This is a genomic window from Enterobacter cloacae complex sp. SHL012 (genome assembly GCF_049237505.1).
Lineage (GTDB): Bacteria > Pseudomonadota > Gammaproteobacteria > Enterobacterales > Enterobacteriaceae > Enterobacter > Enterobacter kobei.
This window is the reverse complement of sequence record NZ_JBMKIZ010000007.1, coordinates 107,705-124,198: the sequence shown is the minus strand read 5'-3', so window position 1 is coordinate 124,198 and position 16,494 is coordinate 107,705. Positions and strand designations below refer to the sequence as shown.

The following is a 16,494-nucleotide window of genomic DNA, read 5'->3' as shown; positions in this document are numbered from 1 at the left end:
CGCACCCCACTCAAGGCTCCCCATACAACCCTATCAGCCGTCGCACTACGCCGTTGGTCCAGCCGAAGCCGTCCTGAAGGGGATACTCACCCCCGCCCCCCTCGCGTGGCGTACTGCTGGCGATATGATACTTCTCAATCAGCTTGTGGTGGGTCTTATAAAAATGATTCACCGTCTGCAGCCAGCTCCAGGCGATCTCATCGCCCAGTGAGTCATTGCCATACTGCTTGAACCCCTGAATGGCCATCCACTGCAGCGGGGCCCAGCCGTTGGGTTTATCCCACTGCTCGCCGGTTTCATACTCGGTTGCCAGAATCCCGCCCGGCGTCAGCAGTCGCGTTTTCACCGCATCCGACAGTCGATCGGCCTGTTCATGCGTGGCCATACCGACGTACAGCGGCACAATGCTCGCCGCAGAGAACAGCGCCATCACTTCGCGGCGCCAGTCATAATCGCGATAGCAGCCGCTTTCTTCATCCCAGAGGTAGCGGTTAATCGCGGCGCGGCGATCGCTGGCCTTCTGATGGAACAGTTCAGCGGTCTCTTTATCCCCTTTCGACGCCGAGATATTGGCGATAGTACTCTCCAGCTTGAACAGGAAGGCATTCAAATCGATCGGGATAAACTGCGTGGTGCGAATGCTGGCCAGTCGGCCAGGCTCACGCAGCCAGCGGGAGGAGTAATCCCAGCCTGAGGCTGCACCCGCGCGCAAGTCACGATACACTTCGTTTGGCGGACGTCCGGAGTGACGGGCCGTTTCTACGTCCTCAATCCACGATTCGTCCCGGGGCGTATCGCGGTCGTCCCAGTAGCGGTTGAGCAATGATCCATCCGGCATACGTACCGCGCTGCGATAGGCCTGATTAAGCAGCAGCGACTCGGCACCGTCCATCCAGAAGGCGTGCTCCATCTTGAGGTGCTCAAGGTAACGCTTCGCGCCGCGTACCCCGTCCTCTTCAAACAACTCGACCATCAGGGCAAAGACCGGCGGCTGAGAGCGGCTGAGGTAATAGGTACGGTTACCGTTTGGGATATGCCCGTAGCGCTCGATCAGCCAGGCGAAGTTATCCGCCATACACTTCAGCAGGTCGTTACGTCCGCTCTCCGCCAGCCCCAGCATGGAGAAATAGGAGTCCCAGTAATAGGTCTCACTGAATCGCCCGCCGGGCACAATATAGGCCTGCGGTAACACCAGCAGAGAGGACCAGGGGATATGGTCCTGCGGTTCGCGCGTCAGCACCGGCCACAGGCTGTCAATGTGCTCTTTTAGCGACAGACCGGGGTCAGAAACATATTCCGTGCCGTAGGTGGCCGGTAGCCAGAAGTGGTTCTCTACAAACTGGCGCAGGTCGAAATCCCGGTGACGTTTCACTTTACGATAGCGGATCAGGATATCCAGCGGGTCCATCTTCGGCGCGCAGTCAGGGAAGGTTTTGCTGTCCGCGAACAGGCGTGTTGACTGAACATGCTCGAACAGTTCCAGATAGCGATCGGCGGGCGTCAGGGCATCGGAGGCGGGTAGCCCCTCGATCATTTCGGGTTCCGGCTCCGCCTCAATCATTTCATCCAGTTTCAACTCGCAGGGATCGGTCTCGTAGCGCAGCTCTTCTGCGATCTCGAATTCGATATTCTCGGTAGCCTGTAGTTTCTGGTTGAACATGGTGATAGGGACCTCCGGTTGTGTGTACTTAAAGACAGTTTTTTTCCGGGCGTCTTATAAGCGTAGACATTCGCTTCGGTAGATGGGGAGGGAAATGTGCGGTAGATCACTATTTTCGGAGCATTCGTTTTGCAACGATTTATGAATGTGAATAAAAAAAGCCCCTCCGGGGAGGGGCTTCTGCCTTAACGCATGGTAACAAATTCTTCCGCGGCGGTCGGATGGATTGCCACGGTGTTGTCGAAGTCTTTCTTGGTCGCGCCCATTTTCAGCGCCACGGCGAAGCCCTGCAGGATCTCATCCATGCCGAAGCCAATGCCGTGGATACCCACAATCTTCTCGTCCGGGCCCACGCAGACCAGCTTCATGCGGCATGGCTGACGGTGAGAGGTGACGGCGGTATACATCGCGGTGAACGCGGATTTATACACTTTCACCTGGTCGTCGCCATACTGCTCGCGCGCCTGCGGCTCGGTTAAGCCAACGGTGCCGATGGGCGGATGGCTGAAGACCACGGTCGGGATGTTGGTGTAATCGAGATGCTCGTCAGGCTTGTTGTTAAACAGACGTTCGGAGAGACGACGTCCCGCCGCAACGGCCACCGGGGTCAGCTCTACGGCACCGGTGTTATCGCCAACTGCGTAAATGCCCGGTACGCTGGTGTTCTGGAACTTATCGACGACGATATAACCTTTTTCGTCGGTTTTCACGCCGGTCACGGCCAGGTTAAAGTTGTCATTCGCCGGTTCACGACCAATCGCCCAGATCAGGCAGTCGACGGTCTGGCTGCGGCCATCTTCCAGCTCCAGCGTCAGGCTGCCGTCCGCATTTTTCACCACCGCTTTCGGCACCGCGTGGGTGTGGAGTGTTGGGCCTTCAGCGTTCATGACTTCAACCAGCGTCTCGACAATCAGCGGGTCAAAGCTGCGCAGCGGCGCGTGTTTACGCACAAACAGGTGCGCTTCCGCGCCCAGGCCGTTGATCACGCCCGCCAGCTCTACCGCAATGTAACCCGCGCCAACCACGGCAACGCGCTTAGGCAGCGCAGGCAGTTCAAAGAAACCGTCTGAGTCGATGCCGTATTCCACGCCCGGAATGTCCGGGTGGCTCGGACGACCGCCGGTGGCGATCAGGATATGATCGGCGGTGATCGTCTCACCGTTCACTTCGATCGTTTTCGCATCCACAAAGCGGGCAAAGCCGTGGATCACATCGACGTTGTTCTTACCCAGCACGTTGTCGTAGGAGGTGTGAATACGGTCGATGTAGGCGGTACGGCTGGCGATTAACTTGCCCCAGTCAAAGTGATTGAGGGTGGTATCAAAGCCGTAATCCGGGCCGTACATATGGATCGCTTCGCGGATTTGCGCCGCGTGCCACATCACCTTCTTCGGTACACAACCCACGTTCACGCAGGTGCCGCCCAGCGCTTTAGCTTCGATCAGCGCACATTTCTGGCCATACATGGCCGCGCGGTTGATGGAGGCGATGCCGCCGCTGCCGCCGCCGATTGCGATGTAGTCATAATGCTTAGTCATAGCTTTTATCCTTAATCGTGAATTGCCGCGATTGTATACCTGAAATCAATAGTTTCCACCGATGGCTGCGATTACTCCGGCACGATCCAACTGACGGTGGCGTGGCCTGTACCCGCAGGCACCAGCGTTTTGTGCAGCCACGGCAGTACGTTGTGCATCTGCGCTTCGAGCTTCCACGGCGGGTTAATCACAATCATGCCGGAGGCGGTCATGCCGCGCTGGTCGCTGTCCGGGCGCACGGCCAGCTCAATCTGGAGGATTTTGCGGATCCCGGTCGCTTCCAGATCTTTGATCATGCGTTTGATTTGCGCGCGCAGCACCACCGGGTACCACAGGGCGTAAGTGCCGGTGGCAAAACGTTTGTAGCCTTCGTGGATGCCGGTCACCACCGCCTGATAGTCGGTTTTGATTTCGTACGGCGGATCGATCAGCACCAGGCCGCGGCGGGAAACGGGCGGCAGTTTGGCTTTCAGCTGCTGGTAGCCGTCGGCTTTCTCCACGCGGGCGCGGTTATCTTTCTGAAACTCAGAGCGCAACAGCGGGAAATCGCTCGGATGCAGTTCGGTCAGCTGAATGCTGTCCTGCTCGCGCAGCAGCTGGCGGGCAATCAGCGGTGAGCCTGGGTAGTAGCGCAGCTGGCCGTTGCGGTTGAAGTGGTTCACCACGCCGATGTACGGTTCCAGTTCGGCTGGCAGGTCGTCCTGCTGCCAGATGCGGGCGATCCCTTCCAGATATTCACCGGTACGCTCGGCATGCTCGCCGCTCAGCTGATAACGGCCCGCGCCCGCGTGGGTGTCCAGATAGAGAAACGGCTTCTCTTTCTCTTTGAGCGATTCAAGGATCAGGCTCTGAACGGTGTGTTTGAGGACGTCGGCATGGTTGCCAGCGTGGAAGCTGTGGCGATAACTGAGCATGGGTAATGATTTTCCGCTGAATTGACGATTTGCCACAGTTTACAGCAGAACGGCACAGATTACCCGCAGGCCCGGTAAGCGCAGCGCCACCGGGCGCTTTTCCACGACGTCCGGCATTGAAATCCTCTACACTTAACCCCATTAATTAATGATATGCACAGCGCCGGATGCGCGCTTCATTCACCTATTTCAACAGGACAGCGCTTATGACCAATCCATTACTGACGCCTTTTTCGTTGCCGCCGTTTTCTAAAATCCTCCCTGAGCATGTGGTTCCAGCCGTTACGCAATCGCTGGACAACTGCCGCGCGGCGGTAGAAAGCGTGGTGGCGCAGGGCGCACCGTACACCTGGGAAAATCTGTGTCAGCCGCTGGCCGAAGTGGACGACGTGCTGGGGCGTATCTTCTCCCCGGTAAGCCACCTGAACTCGGTGAAAAACAGCCCGGAACTGCGCGAGGCCTATGAACAGACCCTGCCGCTGCTCTCGGAGTACAGCACCTGGGTCGGCCAACACGAAGGGCTGTACAAAGCGTATCGCGATCTGCGTGACGGCGACCATTACGCCGAGCTGAACACGGCGCAGAAAAAATCGGTCGATAACGCCCTGCGTGATTTCGAGCTGTCCGGGATTGGTCTGCCAAAAGAGAAGCAGGTTCGCTACGGTGAAATCGCCGCGCGCCTGTCCGAGCTGGGCAACCAGTACAGCAACAACGTCCTCGACGCCACCATGGGCTGGACGAAGCTGATTACCGATGAATCCGAGCTGGCCGGGATGCCGGAAAGCGCGCTGGCAGCAGCGAAAGCGCAGGCCGAAGCGAAAGAGCAGGAAGGCTATCTGTTAACGCTGGATATCCCAAGCTACCTGCCGGTAATGACCTACTGCGACAACCAGGCCCTGCGTGAAGAGATGTACCGCGCCTACAGCACGCGCGCCTCCGATCAGGGGCCGAATGCCGGTAAGTGGGACAACAGCCCGGTGATGGCGGAAATCCTCGCCCTGCGTCACGAGCTGGCACAGCTGCTGGGCTTCGAAAACTACGCCGACAAATCCCTCGCCACCAAAATGGCGGAGAACCCACAGCAGGTGCTCGACTTCCTGACCGATCTGGCAAAACGCGCCCGTCCTCAGGGTGAGAAAGAGCTGGCTCAGCTGCGTGCTTTTGCGAAAGCGGAGTTCGGCGTGGACGAGCTGCAGCCGTGGGATATTGCGTACTACAGCGAAAAACAGAAGCAGCATCTTTACAGCATCAGCGACGAGCAGCTGCGCCCGTACTTCCCGGAAAACAAAGCCGTTAACGGCCTGTTCGAAGTGGTGAAGCGCATCTACGGCATCACAGCCAAAGAGCGAACCGATATCGACGTCTGGCATCCGGACGTGCGCTTCTTCGAATTGTATGACGACAAGAATGAGCTGCGCGGCAGCTTCTACCTTGATCTCTACGCGCGTGAGAATAAGCGTGGCGGAGCGTGGATGGATGACTGCGTCGGCCAGATGCGTAAAGCCGACGGTTCTCTGCAAAAGCCGGTCGCTTACCTGACCTGTAACTTTAACCGTCCGGTGAATGGCAAACCTGCGCTGTTCACTCACGACGAAGTGATCACCCTGTTCCACGAGTTCGGTCACGGTCTGCATCACATGCTGACCCGCATCGAAACCGCAGGCGTGGCTGGCATCAGCGGGGTACCGTGGGATGCGGTCGAGCTGCCAAGCCAGTTTATGGAAAACTGGTGCTGGGAGCCGGACGCGCTAGCGTTTATCTCTGGTCACTATGAGACCGGCGAACCGTTGCCGAAAGAGCTGCTGGATAAAATGCTGGCGGCCAAGAACTACCAGGCAGCGATGTTCATCCTGCGTCAACTGGAGTTCGGCCTGTTTGATTTCCGTCTGCACGCCGAGTTTAGCCCGGAACAAGGGGCGAAAATCCTCGAAACGCTGGCCGAGATTAAAAAGCAGGTTGCTGTGATCCCTGGGCCAACCTGGGGCCGCTTCCCGCATGCGTTCAGTCACATCTTCGCAGGCGGCTATGCGGCAGGTTACTACAGCTACCTGTGGGCCGACGTGCTGGCAGCGGATGCTTTCTCCCGCTTCGAAGAAGAGGGGATCTTCAACCGTGAAACCGGCCAGTCGTTCCTCGATAACATCCTGACCCGCGGCGGTTCTGAGGAGCCAATGGTACTGTTCAAACGCTTCCGTGGCCGCGAGCCGCAGCTGGATGCGATGCTTGAGCATTACGGGATCAAAGGCTGATAGTTCGTGAAAATCTGCTTAGTGGATGAAACAGGCGCCGGAGACGGCGCCTTATCTGTTCTGGCGACCCGCTGGGGGCTGGAGCACGATGAAGATAACCTGATGGCGCTGGTGATGACACCGGAGCATCTTGAATTACGTAAGCGCGACGAAGCGAAACTCGGCGGGATTTTTGTCGATTTTGTCGGCGGTGCGATGGCGCACCGGCGCAAGTTCGGCGGCGGTCGCGGCGAGGCGGTGGCCAAAGCGGTGGGGGTTAAAGGGAACTATCTTCCGGACGTGGTCGATGCCACGGCGGGGCTGGGTCGCGATGCGTTTGTGCTGGCGTCTGTTGGCTGTCGTGTGCGAATGCTGGAGCGTAACCCGGTGGTCGCCGCATTGCTCGACGACGGGCTGACGCGTGGCTACGCGGACCCGGAAATCGGCCCGTGGCTGCAGGAGCGGTTGCAGTTGATCCACGCCTCCAGCCTGACGGCGCTCACTGATATCACCCCGCGCCCGCAGGTGGTCTATCTCGACCCGATGTTCCCGCATAAGCAGAAAAGCGCGCTGGTGAAGAAAGAGATGCGGGTGTTTCAGTCGCTGGTGGGGCCGGATTTAGATGCAGATGGTCTGCTGGAGCCTGCCCGACAGCTCGCAACGAAGCGGGTGGTGGTGAAGCGCCCTGACTACGCGCCGCCCCTGGCGGACGTGGCCACGACTAACGCGGTGACCACGAAAGGGCACCGGTTTGATATCTATTCAGGTACACCGGAATAAAAAAAGCCGGGTGGCGGCTTCGCCTTACCCGGCCTACATCCTCGATCTATTCCTTCTCCCTTTGGGAGTGGGTTAGGGTGAGGGGAATTTAACGCACTTACTCGTCTTCTTCGTCACGCAGTGGAACAATAAGCATATCCACGTGAACGGTGTTGATCAGCTGGCGCGCGGACGACATCAGCTTGCTCCAGAAGTCCTGGTGGTGACCGCATACGACCAGGTCCATGTCATATTTCTTAATCGCATCAACCAATACCTGACCCAGGTCGCCGCTGCCGCTCAGGGTCTCGGTAATCGGGTAGCCCGCGTTGGTGGACAGTTCGCTCAGGGCGTGATGCGTCTCTTCGGAGATGCGCTTCTGCATATCGCCGAGATTCACGTCGATCAGACCGGTATAGAGGTCGGAGTAATTCACATCAACGTGAATCAGGGAAACTTTCGCGTTGTAGGGGCGTGCCATGGATACCGCTTTATCAACCAGCACTTTGCTCTCCGGAGAGAGGTCTACCGCGATGAGAATGTGTTTGTAAGCCATAGTGTTACTCCTTCCTTAAGTTATCGATGACTAAATGAGAATGCCGTCGTCTGATACTTTCATTACGGCCCAGTTAAACATATTTTTCAAGCTTTGGTGTTGATAACGATTAACCTTGTGGCAAAAAAATTAACGGATCTCCTACACTATTTAATGAGCCGTTCGGATATTAAAACGCGAACCGGATCGACTTTTGGTCATTCTTTCACTGAACTGTCTGTCAGGGCATTGGGGTGCGGGAGCTCAGGAGCCTTGCTCCGTGGGCGGACGCCGGGGAGGATGTATGATTAGCACCGTCGCATTGTTTTGGGCGTTATGCGTAGTTTGCATAGTGAATATGGCGCGCTACTTCTCATCGTTACGTGCGCTGTTAGTGGTACTTCGTGGTTGCGATCCGTTGCTTTATCAGTATGTGGACGGTGGAGGGTTCTTCACATCGCATGGACAGCCCAGCAAACAGATGCGACTGGTGGGATACATCTACTACCAGCGTTACCGCGATCATCACGATGAAGAGTTTATCCGTCGCTGCGAGCGTCTGCGTCGGCAGTTCATTCTGACCAGCGCCCTGTGCGGGCTGGTTGTGGTCAGTATGATTGCATTGATGATTTGGCACTGAGCATAAAAAAAGCGGGTCAGTTTCCTGACCCGCTTTTTGTCGCCTTCAGCTGATTAGATCAGCTTCAGCGAAATCCAGTACAGACCACCAGACAGCAGGATGGACGCCGGAAGGGTGAACACCCAGGCCATCAGGATGTTGGTCACGGTTTTGCGCTGCAGACCGCCACCGTCAACAATCATGGTACCTGCCACGGACGAGGAGAGTACGTGGGTGGTGGATACCGGCATTCCGGTGTAGCTCGCCAGGCCGATAGAAACCGCCGCCGTCATCTGCGCGGACATCCCCTGCGCATAGGTCATGCCTTTCTTACCGATCTTCTCGCCGATGGTGGTTGCCACACGACGCCAGCCAATCATTGTACCGATACCCAGTGCCAGCGCGACGGCCATGATGATCCAGATTGGCGCGTACTCAATGGTGTTGAGCATATCGCTTTTCAGTTTCTTCAGAAGACGTTTGTCGTCGGCATTCACCTCTGGCAGTTTCGCGACTTTATCGGTCACGTCAGAGATGCAGAGCATGATACGACGCAGCTGACCACGCTGTTCAACGGCCAGTTTGTCGTAGCTTTCAATATCGCCCAGCATGCCTTTGGCGCGTTCCAGCGCATTAATCGCGTTTGCCGGATGGCAGTGGAATTCGCCCGGCGCGGTAGTTGCACCGGCTTCCGGAGATGGGATCAGCTGATCAACGCCGGTCGCTTTTTTCAGCAGATCGGGATGCTGCTGGAAATAGGTCTCAACGTTGTTGACGGCATCACGGGTACGGGTGATTTCGTAACCAGAGGCGTTCATGTTAACCACGAAACCTGCCGGTGCGACACCGATCAGTACCAGCATCACCAGACCAATGCCTTTCTGCCCATCGTTCGCGCCATGAGAGAAGGCTACGCCGATAGCGGAAATGATCAGCGCGATACGCGTCCAGAATGGCGGTTTTTTCTTACCGTCTTTCTTCTCACGCTCTGCTGGCGTCAGGTGGATGCGCGCACGTTTCTTGGTGTTGCTCCAGTAGCGACGCAGGATGAAAATCAGTCCACCCGCAACCACCAGACCCACAATTGGAGAGATGATCAAAGAACCGAAAATGCCCAGTACTTTAGGCAGGTTCAGCGCATCAACGACGGATGTCCCGGTCATCAGGGCGTTCGTTAACCCGATACCGATAATCGCGCCGATGAGAGTGTGAGAGCTGGATGCAGGCAGGCCAAAATACCAGGTACCGAGGTTCCAGATAATGGCAGCAAGCAGCATTGAGAACACCATGGCAAGGCCATGACCGGAACTCACGTTAAGCAGCAGATCCGTTGGCAACATATGCACGATCGCATACGCCACGCTCAGTCCGCCCAGAAGGACACCAAAAAAGTTAAATACCGCCGCCATAACAACCGCAAGTTGCGATCGCATTGCGCGAGTGTAGATAACCGTTGCTACTGCGTTTGCAGTGTCGTGGAAGCCGTTGATCGCTTCGTAAAACAGTACAAAAACCAGAGCAAGCAATAATAAAAGCCCGGTATGTAAATCCAGGCCGGCAAACAAATGTAGCATAGGACGTTACGCCATTTTGAGGACATGAACGCGGCGCATTATCCAGGACAAATGCGCAACGGGCAAAGTGAAATATAGACTTTTTTTGACATACCACCTGATTTGAGAAAAGTGCTTGAAGGGATAATCGTTAAATTTCAATGGAATGGCTTTGTAAGAACTTTTTACGCTGGTGTGACCACAGAGGAAACTTTACAATCCGCGGCAGTTAACGAAGAGGATTTTGACGTGGAAAGGTTTGATGCCGTGGTAATTGGCGCCGGTGCGGCGGGTATGTTTTGTGCGGCGATGGCCGGACAGGCGGGTCGTCGTGTGCTGTTACTGGACAACGGAAAAAAGCCTGGCCGCAAGATCCTGATGTCGGGCGGCGGGCGTTGTAACTTCACCAATCTTTATGTCGAACCCGCGGCGTATTTGAGCCAAAACCGTCATTTTTGCAAATCTGCACTGGCGCGTTACACCCAGTGGGACTTTATCGACCTGGTGGGGAAGCACGGCATCGCGTGGCATGAAAAGACGCTGGGACAGCTGTTCTGCGACGACTCCGCGCAGCAAATTGTCGATATGCTGGTCGCCGAGTGCGAGAAGGGCGGCGTGGTGATGCGTCTGCGCACGGAAGTGCTGGAGGTCGCCCGCGACGAACAGGGGTACACGCTGCAGCTGAACGGTGAAACCGTCAGTGCTGATAATCTGGTCATCGCCAGCGGTGGCCTCTCTATGCCGGGTCTGGGCGCGTCCCCGTTCGGCTATAAGATTGCCGAGCAGTTTGGTCTTAAGGTACTGCCCACGCGCGCGGGTCTGGTGCCCTTCACGCTGCACAAACCCCTTCTTGAACAGCTTCAGACGCTTTCTGGCGTCTCCGTTCCTTCCGTCATGACTGCCGAAGACGGGACGATATTCCGTGAAAACCTGCTCTTTACCCATCGGGGGCTCTCTGGCCCGGCGGTACTGCAAATCTCCAGCTACTGGCAGCCGGGTGAATTTGTCACGGTGAATCTGGTGCCGGACTGCGACCTGGACGCGTTCCTCAACGAGCAGCGTGAGGCGCACCCGAATCAGAGCCTGAAAAACACGCTGGCGATGCAGCTGCCAAAACGTCTGGTGGAGTGCCTTCAGGTGCTGGGGCAGATCCCGGACGTATCGCTTAAGCAATTGAACAGCCGCGAGCAAGAGACGCTGGTGGAGACGCTGACAAACTGGCGCGTTCAGCCAAACGGCACCGAGGGGTATCGCACGGCGGAAGTGACGCTGGGCGGCGTTGATACAAATGAACTCTCCTCGCGCACCATGGAAGCCCGCAACGTGCCGGGGCTCTACTTTATCGGCGAAGTGATGGACGTCACCGGCTGGCTCGGCGGGTATAACTTCCAGTGGGCGTGGGCAAGTGCCTGGGCGTGTGCGCAGGCGCTGGCCGAAAAGAACAGTTAGTATTTATTTTTTTTGCGTGCTGTGCCCTTAACGGGCTCGCGCTTTTTATTGTCTGCATGGTGTTTTGTATCCAAAAAAGGGTTGTGTATGTCAGCTGCTCATCTCGGTTTCCCGACGGAAACCGTTGTTGTCTTTGTGGTGATGGCCGTTGGGGCGATGTTTATCGACCTCTTTATGCACCGTCACGATAAACCTGTCTCGCTGAAAAGCGCGGCGATGTGGTCCATCTTCTGGGTCATGATGGCAATGGCGTTCGCCGGGTTCCTGTATGTCCACCACGGTGCAGAGATGGCGAGCCTGTTCCTCACCGGCTATGCGCTGGAAGAGGTGCTTTCCGTCGATAACCTGTTTGTGATGATGGCGATTTTCGCCTGGTTCGGCGTGCCGGATAAGTACCGTCACCGTGTACTCTACTGGGGTGTGCTGGGGGCGATTGTTTTCCGCGGTATTTTCGTGGCGATCGGGACCAGCCTGCTGAGCCTGGGGCCGTACGTGGAGGTCATTTTTGCGCTGGTTGTCGGCTGGACGGCGGTGATGATGCTCAAACGCAATGAAGAGAGTGACGAAGTGGAAGATTACTCCGGCCATCTCGCGTACCGCCTGGTGAAGCGCTTCTATCCGGTCTGGCCGAAAATCAGCAGCAATGCCTTTATCCTGACCCAGAAAGAGGTGGATGCGGAGCTTGAAAAGCCGGAAAACCAGGACGTCATGGTCGGGCGCGTGAAGAAGGCGAAACGCTACGCGACGCCGCTGCTGCTTTGCGTGGCGGTGGTGGAACTTTCTGACGTGATGTTCGCATTTGACTCCGTACCGGCCATTATTGCCGTGAGCCGCGAGCCGCTGATTATCTATAGCGCCATGATGTTCGCCATTCTCGGCCTGCGTACCCTCTACTTTGTGCTGGAAGCGCTGAAGCAGTATCTGGTCCACCTTGAGAAAGCCGTGGTGTTGCTGCTGTTCTTCGTGGCGTTCAAGCTGGGGTTAAATGCCACCGATCACTTCTGGCATCACGGGTACAGCATTGGCGCGACGGCGAGCCTGTTTGTGGTCTTAGGCGTGCTGGCGCTGGGGATTATTGCGAGCGTGATGTTCCCTGGGAAACGTGAGGCCTGATGCTTTGCCTTTCTCCCTCTCCCTGTGGGAGAGGGGGGGGGTGAGGGCACCAGACCGCACCTAACCCTTAATCGGCGAATTCCGGCGCTTGCGCGGGTGGTGGAAATGCCGCCAGTGAGGATCCTGCGCCGCGGCCAGCAGCTCGTGGTCGCCGCGGGTATCTCCCCAGGCGCGCAGGTGATAGGCGTTCAAATCGCCATACACTTTTTCCAGTCTTGCGACTTTCTGGGCACAGCGGCAGTTATTGCCGGTGATGCGTCCTGTCAGCTTGCCGTCTTTCACTTCCAGCTGGGTGCCAATCAGCTTAATACCGAGCTTATCCGCCCAGGGCTGAAGCACCAGCGCCGGAGAGGCAGAACAGATCGTCACCTCCGCACCGGAATTCACCTCCGCCGCCACGGCCAGAACCCCTTCGGGGCGCATCAGCTTGTTCCAGTATTTTTCGCAAAATGCTTCCGCCTGCTGGCGCAGCCAGTGCTCATCCACTCCCGTCAGGAATGTTTTGATCAGCACTTCCTTTAGCTCATCCCGCGTCAGCTTGCGGCGAACGCAGTGCAGCGTAGGTAACGCCATGCGCACCAGGCGGCCTGCGAAGTAGCGTTTCCCAAAGGCAAAACGCAGGAAAGGGATAAAGCTATCGTGGTGCGTTAGTGTCCCATCAAAATCAAAGACAGAGAGCACGCTGGATTTAGCCACCGTCTCGTCGGCAATCATATTGGTCATAAATACGTCTTAGCTGAAATACACATTCTGCGGATCAGTTTACCTGCTTTATCTAAACAGTCCTTACATCTCCACCCTTTTTTTCACGATCTTGCGATCTAAAAGTGAGTCCATTTTTGGCCTCGATAGTCGTTGGTGAAAAAATGAACTGTCTATATTATCGCCACATCGAAAGATATTTCGGGGGAACATTGGCCCCCACGCGTAAGGAAAAATTCACTCTAAGCCACGATTTTTGATATGACGTTAAGATCGCTTATTTCAATCCTCACACTCAGTTTTGCTTCGTTTTCTGCAATGAGTTTTCAACTGCCTGCATCGATGATCTCGATGAATTCTGCGTTTGCGGAATCACCCGCGAAATCGGCGCTGTTTCATCAGGAAACGGGCCCGCTGCGCTCGCGCATTCTCGATCAATACCAGAAGTGGAAGGGAACCCAGTATCAGTGGGGCGGCACGAGCCACCGCGGCGTGGATTGCTCTGCACTGATGCAGCACCTGTTCAGCGATGCGGCGAATCTTAATTTGCCGCGCACGACCAGCGAGCAAATCCATCGCGGCGTGCAGGTGGCGCAGTACCGTCTTAAGGCCGGCGACCTGGTCTTCTTCCAGACGGGGCCAAACCGCAAGCATGTCGGTGTCTACATCGGTGACAACCGGTTTATTCACGCCTCCAGCAGCCAGGGGGTGACGGTGTCAACCCTGACCGATGACTACTGGCAAGCACATTACATCACGGCCCGCCGCGTGACGGGCAGTGCGGCGTAACGGGATCAGATGATGTCATCCACCACGCCACCGTCAACGCGCAACGCTGCGCCCGAGGTGGCGGAGGCCTGAGGCGAACAGACATAAATCACCATATTGGCCACCTCTTCTACCGTGGCCGCACGCTGGATAACCGAGCTGGGGCGGTTGGCCATGACAAATTCTTTCGCCAGCTGCTCCAGCGATTTCCCGGTTTTCTCGATTTCATCTTTCATCATTTCAGCGAAACCGTCCGACAGTGTTGGCCCCGGCAGTACGCTGTTCACCGTCACGCCGCTTCCCGCCACGAACTTCGCCAGCCCGCGCGCGAGCGAGAGCTGTGCCGTTTTGGTCACCCCGTAGTGGATCATATCCGCCGGAATATTGCAGGCCGATTCGGAAGAGATAAACACCACCCGTCCCCAGCCTTTTTTCACCATGCCTGGCAGCAGAGCGCGGGAAAGACGCACGCCGGACATCACGTTGGTCTGCCAGTAACGCTCCCAGGTTTCATCGTCGGTGTTATAGAAGTCCTGCGGGCCGTAAATTCCGGCGTTGTTCACCAGAATATCGACATCACTTGCGACCTTCAGCAGCGACTCAACCCCTTCTGCCGTACTGAGATCGGCAATGGCGGCACGCACCTGTACGCCGGGTACAACCTGCTGTAACTGCTGAATACCCTTGTTCACCGAGTCGATACTGCGGCCATTCACGATCACTTCCGCGCCGCTTTCCGCCAGGCCTCTGGCAATGGCGAACCCGATACCGCCGGTTGAGGCAGTCACCAGCGCCACTTTCCCCGCAAAGTCGATTTTCATCTTCTGCTCCTTATCGTTTTAGCGTTCGGACCTTAAAGCGTAGCAGGTGGTGATGACGGCTCCTGGTTAAAAAGGCGCAGCAGGGTTTCAACCTGCTCATCCAGCGGGGCGAGGGTACGTTTCACGATCAAATGCAGCGGCGTGGCCCGGCGGACACCGTGGTTCAGCGGAAGGATTTTCAGTAAGCCTTGCTCCAGCAGGGGCTGGATGCGTTCCTCTGGCAGCCAGCCGTAGCCGACCTGAGAGACAACCGCCTCTATGGCAGCATCAATGGTGGAGAACGTCCACGACTCGCCGGCAGCCCGCGCGGCGTTCTGGCTATCCGCAATCTGGATAAGCGGCCACGGGCGCAGCATCTCATCATTAAGCGGTGCATCAAGACAAAAGAGCGGGTGCTGGTAATGCGCCACGGCGACAAAGTCGATATTCATCAGCCACTCGCCAAGCCCGGTAATGTCCTGGCGGCGGGTCAGGACCATTACGTCCGCTTCGTCGTTTATCGTGTCCGCGCGGCTATTTTCCAGCACCTCGGTAAGGCGCACCTGGGTTTGCGGATACCGTTGCTGGAATTGTCTTAAAATCGCGAACAGCCTGCGGCGGGGAAAAATACTGTCTACGATCAGATCGACTCGGGTGCGCATGCCGCTATGCAGCGTCGCGGCGCGCGTCTCAACATAAGAGAACGCTTTCAGCAGCGGTTTTACCTGATTCAGCAATAATTCTCCTGCGGGCGTGAGGACTGCCCGTCTCCCTTCCACCACCAGCAGCGCAATGCCCAGGCGCTCCTGGAGTAAAGAGAGGTTGTAACTGACGGAAGACTGGCTGCGGTGTGTCTGTTCTGCCGCTTTGGCAAAACTCCCGGCCTCGACCACTTTTTCCAGGAGTGACCACTGTTCAAGAGTTGTTTTATGCATGACATATCTAATTTTTGAATTAACTTGATTCAAACATAGCGTTATTCATTCATTTTTTGAAGGGGTACGATACGTTCATCAAAACAAAGGAGACACATCATGAGCAACTTCGACAAACATGACTTAAGCGGCTTCGTTGGCAAACATCTGGTTTATACCTACGATAACGGCTGGAACTACGAGATTTACGTCAAAAATGAAAACACCCTCGACTACCGTATTCACAGCGGCCTGGTCGGAAACCGTTGGGTAAAAGATCAGCAGGCGTATATCGTTCGCGTCGGGGAGAGCATCTATAAAATCTCCTGGACAGAGCCAACCGGTACTGACGTGAGCCTGATTGTTAACCTGGGCGACAACCTGTTCCACGGCACCATCTTCTTCCCGCGCTGGGTAATGAACAATCCGGAAAAAACCGTCTGTTTCCAGAACGATCATATTCCGCTGATGAATAGCTATCGCGATGCCGGTCCGGCATATCCCACAGAAGTGATTGATGAATTCGCGACAATCACCTTTGTGCGCGACTGTGGTCCAAATGATGACAGCGTGATTGCCTGTGCGGCCAGCGAGTTACCTGAAAACTTTCCAGAAAACTTAAAATAAGCGCGACAATTAACTAAAAAGAAAAGTTCCCGGCTATTTCATATTATTTTGAAATGGCCGGGATTTTTTTTGTTTGTTGATGTTTGGTTTAAATCATTTCCTGGCAAAACGTTGTGAAGATCACAATAAAAAATATTTAATATTAATTTAACTTGTTGTTTTTAAAGTGTCTGCTAGTAGTTCTATAACGTTATAAACGTTGTCTTAATTTTTCCCTAAGAAATGAAAGCTATTTTGATATGAGTTTATGGTTCGTTGAAATAAACGGACCGGCATTTGGTTAATATCAAAAACGTGCCATTTTTATTGCAAGGA

At 55.8% G+C, this 16,494-nt stretch carries 15 protein-coding genes; 7 read left to right on the top strand and 8 right to left on the bottom strand.

Annotated features, from left to right (window positions below; genetic code table 11):
• Positions 1 to 10: 10 nt before the first annotated feature.
• The 3 genes from ACOTY9_RS19605 to ACOTY9_RS19595 form a co-directional block, all read right to left on the bottom strand.
• Positions 11 to 1,660, bottom strand: a complete 1,650-nt coding sequence (locus ACOTY9_RS19605) for an alpha,alpha-trehalase (protein WP_014885585.1) — start codon at positions 1,658 to 1,660, stop codon at positions 11 to 13.
• Positions 1,661 to 1,845: 185 nt separating this feature from the next.
• Entirely contained in the window at positions 1,846 to 3,198 is a 1,353-nt protein-coding gene (gene gorA / locus ACOTY9_RS19600) for a glutathione-disulfide reductase (protein ID WP_045269646.1), read from the bottom strand.
• 71 nt (positions 3,199 to 3,269) lie between these two features.
• Positions 3,270 to 4,112, bottom strand: a complete 843-nt coding sequence (locus tag ACOTY9_RS19595) for a 23S rRNA (adenine(2030)-N(6))-methyltransferase RlmJ (protein WP_348566059.1) — start codon at positions 4,110 to 4,112, stop codon at positions 3,270 to 3,272.
• 206 nt (positions 4,113 to 4,318) lie between these two features.
• On the opposite strand from ACOTY9_RS19595, the gene prlC reads away from it, so the two are divergent.
• Positions 4,319 to 6,361: an oligopeptidase A gene (gene prlC, locus ACOTY9_RS19590; RefSeq protein WP_023331525.1), complete on the top strand. Its 2,043-nt coding sequence runs from the start codon at positions 4,319 to 4,321 to the stop codon at positions 6,359 to 6,361.
• Positions 6,362 to 6,367: 6 nt separating this feature from the next.
• The gene (gene rsmJ, locus ACOTY9_RS19585) at positions 6,368 to 7,120 is read left to right on the top strand and encodes a 16S rRNA (guanine(1516)-N(2))-methyltransferase RsmJ (protein ID WP_332957800.1); all 753 of its coding nucleotides are present in this window, start codon (positions 6,368 to 6,370) and stop codon (positions 7,118 to 7,120) included.
• A gap of 97 nt (positions 7,121 to 7,217) precedes the next feature.
• On the opposite strand, the gene uspA is transcribed toward rsmJ, so the two are convergent.
• A complete protein-coding gene (gene uspA, locus ACOTY9_RS19580) occupies positions 7,218 to 7,655 on the bottom strand; it encodes a universal stress protein UspA (protein WP_003861223.1) in 438 nt (145 codons plus the stop codon).
• Between the two features lie 283 nt (positions 7,656 to 7,938).
• Here uspA and uspB point away from each other — a divergent pair, with 283 nt between their 5' ends.
• Positions 7,939 to 8,274 (top strand): universal stress protein UspB, encoded by a 336-nt coding sequence (gene uspB / locus ACOTY9_RS19575; protein ID WP_003861224.1) that lies wholly within the window; start codon positions 7,939 to 7,941, stop codon positions 8,272 to 8,274.
• A 53-nt stretch (positions 8,275 to 8,327) separates the two neighbouring features.
• On the opposite strand, the gene pitA is transcribed toward uspB, so the two are convergent.
• Positions 8,328 to 9,827: an inorganic phosphate transporter PitA gene (pitA, locus tag ACOTY9_RS19570; protein WP_023337922.1), complete on the bottom strand. Its 1,500-nt coding sequence runs from the start codon at positions 9,825 to 9,827 to the stop codon at positions 8,328 to 8,330.
• 228 nt (positions 9,828 to 10,055) lie between these two features.
• On the opposite strand from pitA, the gene ACOTY9_RS19565 reads away from it, so the two are divergent.
• Positions 10,056 to 11,255, top strand: a complete 1,200-nt coding sequence (locus ACOTY9_RS19565; protein ID WP_214600440.1) for an NAD(P)/FAD-dependent oxidoreductase — start codon at positions 10,056 to 10,058, stop codon at positions 11,253 to 11,255.
• A gap of 87 nt (positions 11,256 to 11,342) precedes the next feature.
• On the top strand, positions 11,343 to 12,368 hold the full coding sequence (locus ACOTY9_RS19560) for a TerC/Alx family metal homeostasis membrane protein (protein ID WP_014885578.1): 1,026 nt from the start codon (positions 11,343 to 11,345) through the stop codon (positions 12,366 to 12,368).
• 60 nt (positions 12,369 to 12,428) lie between these two features.
• Here ACOTY9_RS19560 and ACOTY9_RS19555 read toward each other — a convergent pair whose 3' ends face one another.
• The gene (locus tag ACOTY9_RS19555) at positions 12,429 to 13,091 is read right to left on the bottom strand and encodes an HAD family hydrolase (RefSeq protein ID WP_014885577.1); all 663 of its coding nucleotides are present in this window, start codon (positions 13,089 to 13,091) and stop codon (positions 12,429 to 12,431) included.
• A 321-nt stretch (positions 13,092 to 13,412) separates the two neighbouring features.
• On the opposite strand from ACOTY9_RS19555, the gene ACOTY9_RS19550 reads away from it, so the two are divergent.
• Entirely contained in the window at positions 13,413 to 13,859 is a 447-nt protein-coding gene (locus tag ACOTY9_RS19550) for an NlpC/P60 family protein (protein WP_014885576.1), read from the top strand.
• 5 nt (positions 13,860 to 13,864) lie between these two features.
• Here the strand turns inward: ACOTY9_RS19550 and ACOTY9_RS19545 are convergent, their stop codons facing one another.
• A complete protein-coding gene (locus ACOTY9_RS19545) occupies positions 13,865 to 14,659 on the bottom strand; it encodes an SDR family NAD(P)-dependent oxidoreductase (RefSeq protein ID WP_320729193.1) in 795 nt (264 codons plus the stop codon).
• Positions 14,660 to 14,691: 32 nt separating this feature from the next.
• Positions 14,692 to 15,573, bottom strand: a complete 882-nt coding sequence (locus tag ACOTY9_RS19540; RefSeq protein WP_087529949.1) for a LysR family transcriptional regulator — start codon at positions 15,571 to 15,573, stop codon at positions 14,692 to 14,694.
• Positions 15,574 to 15,672: 99 nt separating this feature from the next.
• On the opposite strand from ACOTY9_RS19540, the gene ACOTY9_RS19535 reads away from it, so the two are divergent.
• Positions 15,673 to 16,179, top strand: coding sequence for a phenolic acid decarboxylase (locus tag ACOTY9_RS19535; RefSeq protein WP_014885573.1), 507 nt, complete (start codon positions 15,673 to 15,675; stop codon positions 16,177 to 16,179).
• Positions 16,180 to 16,494 lie beyond the last annotated feature (315 nt).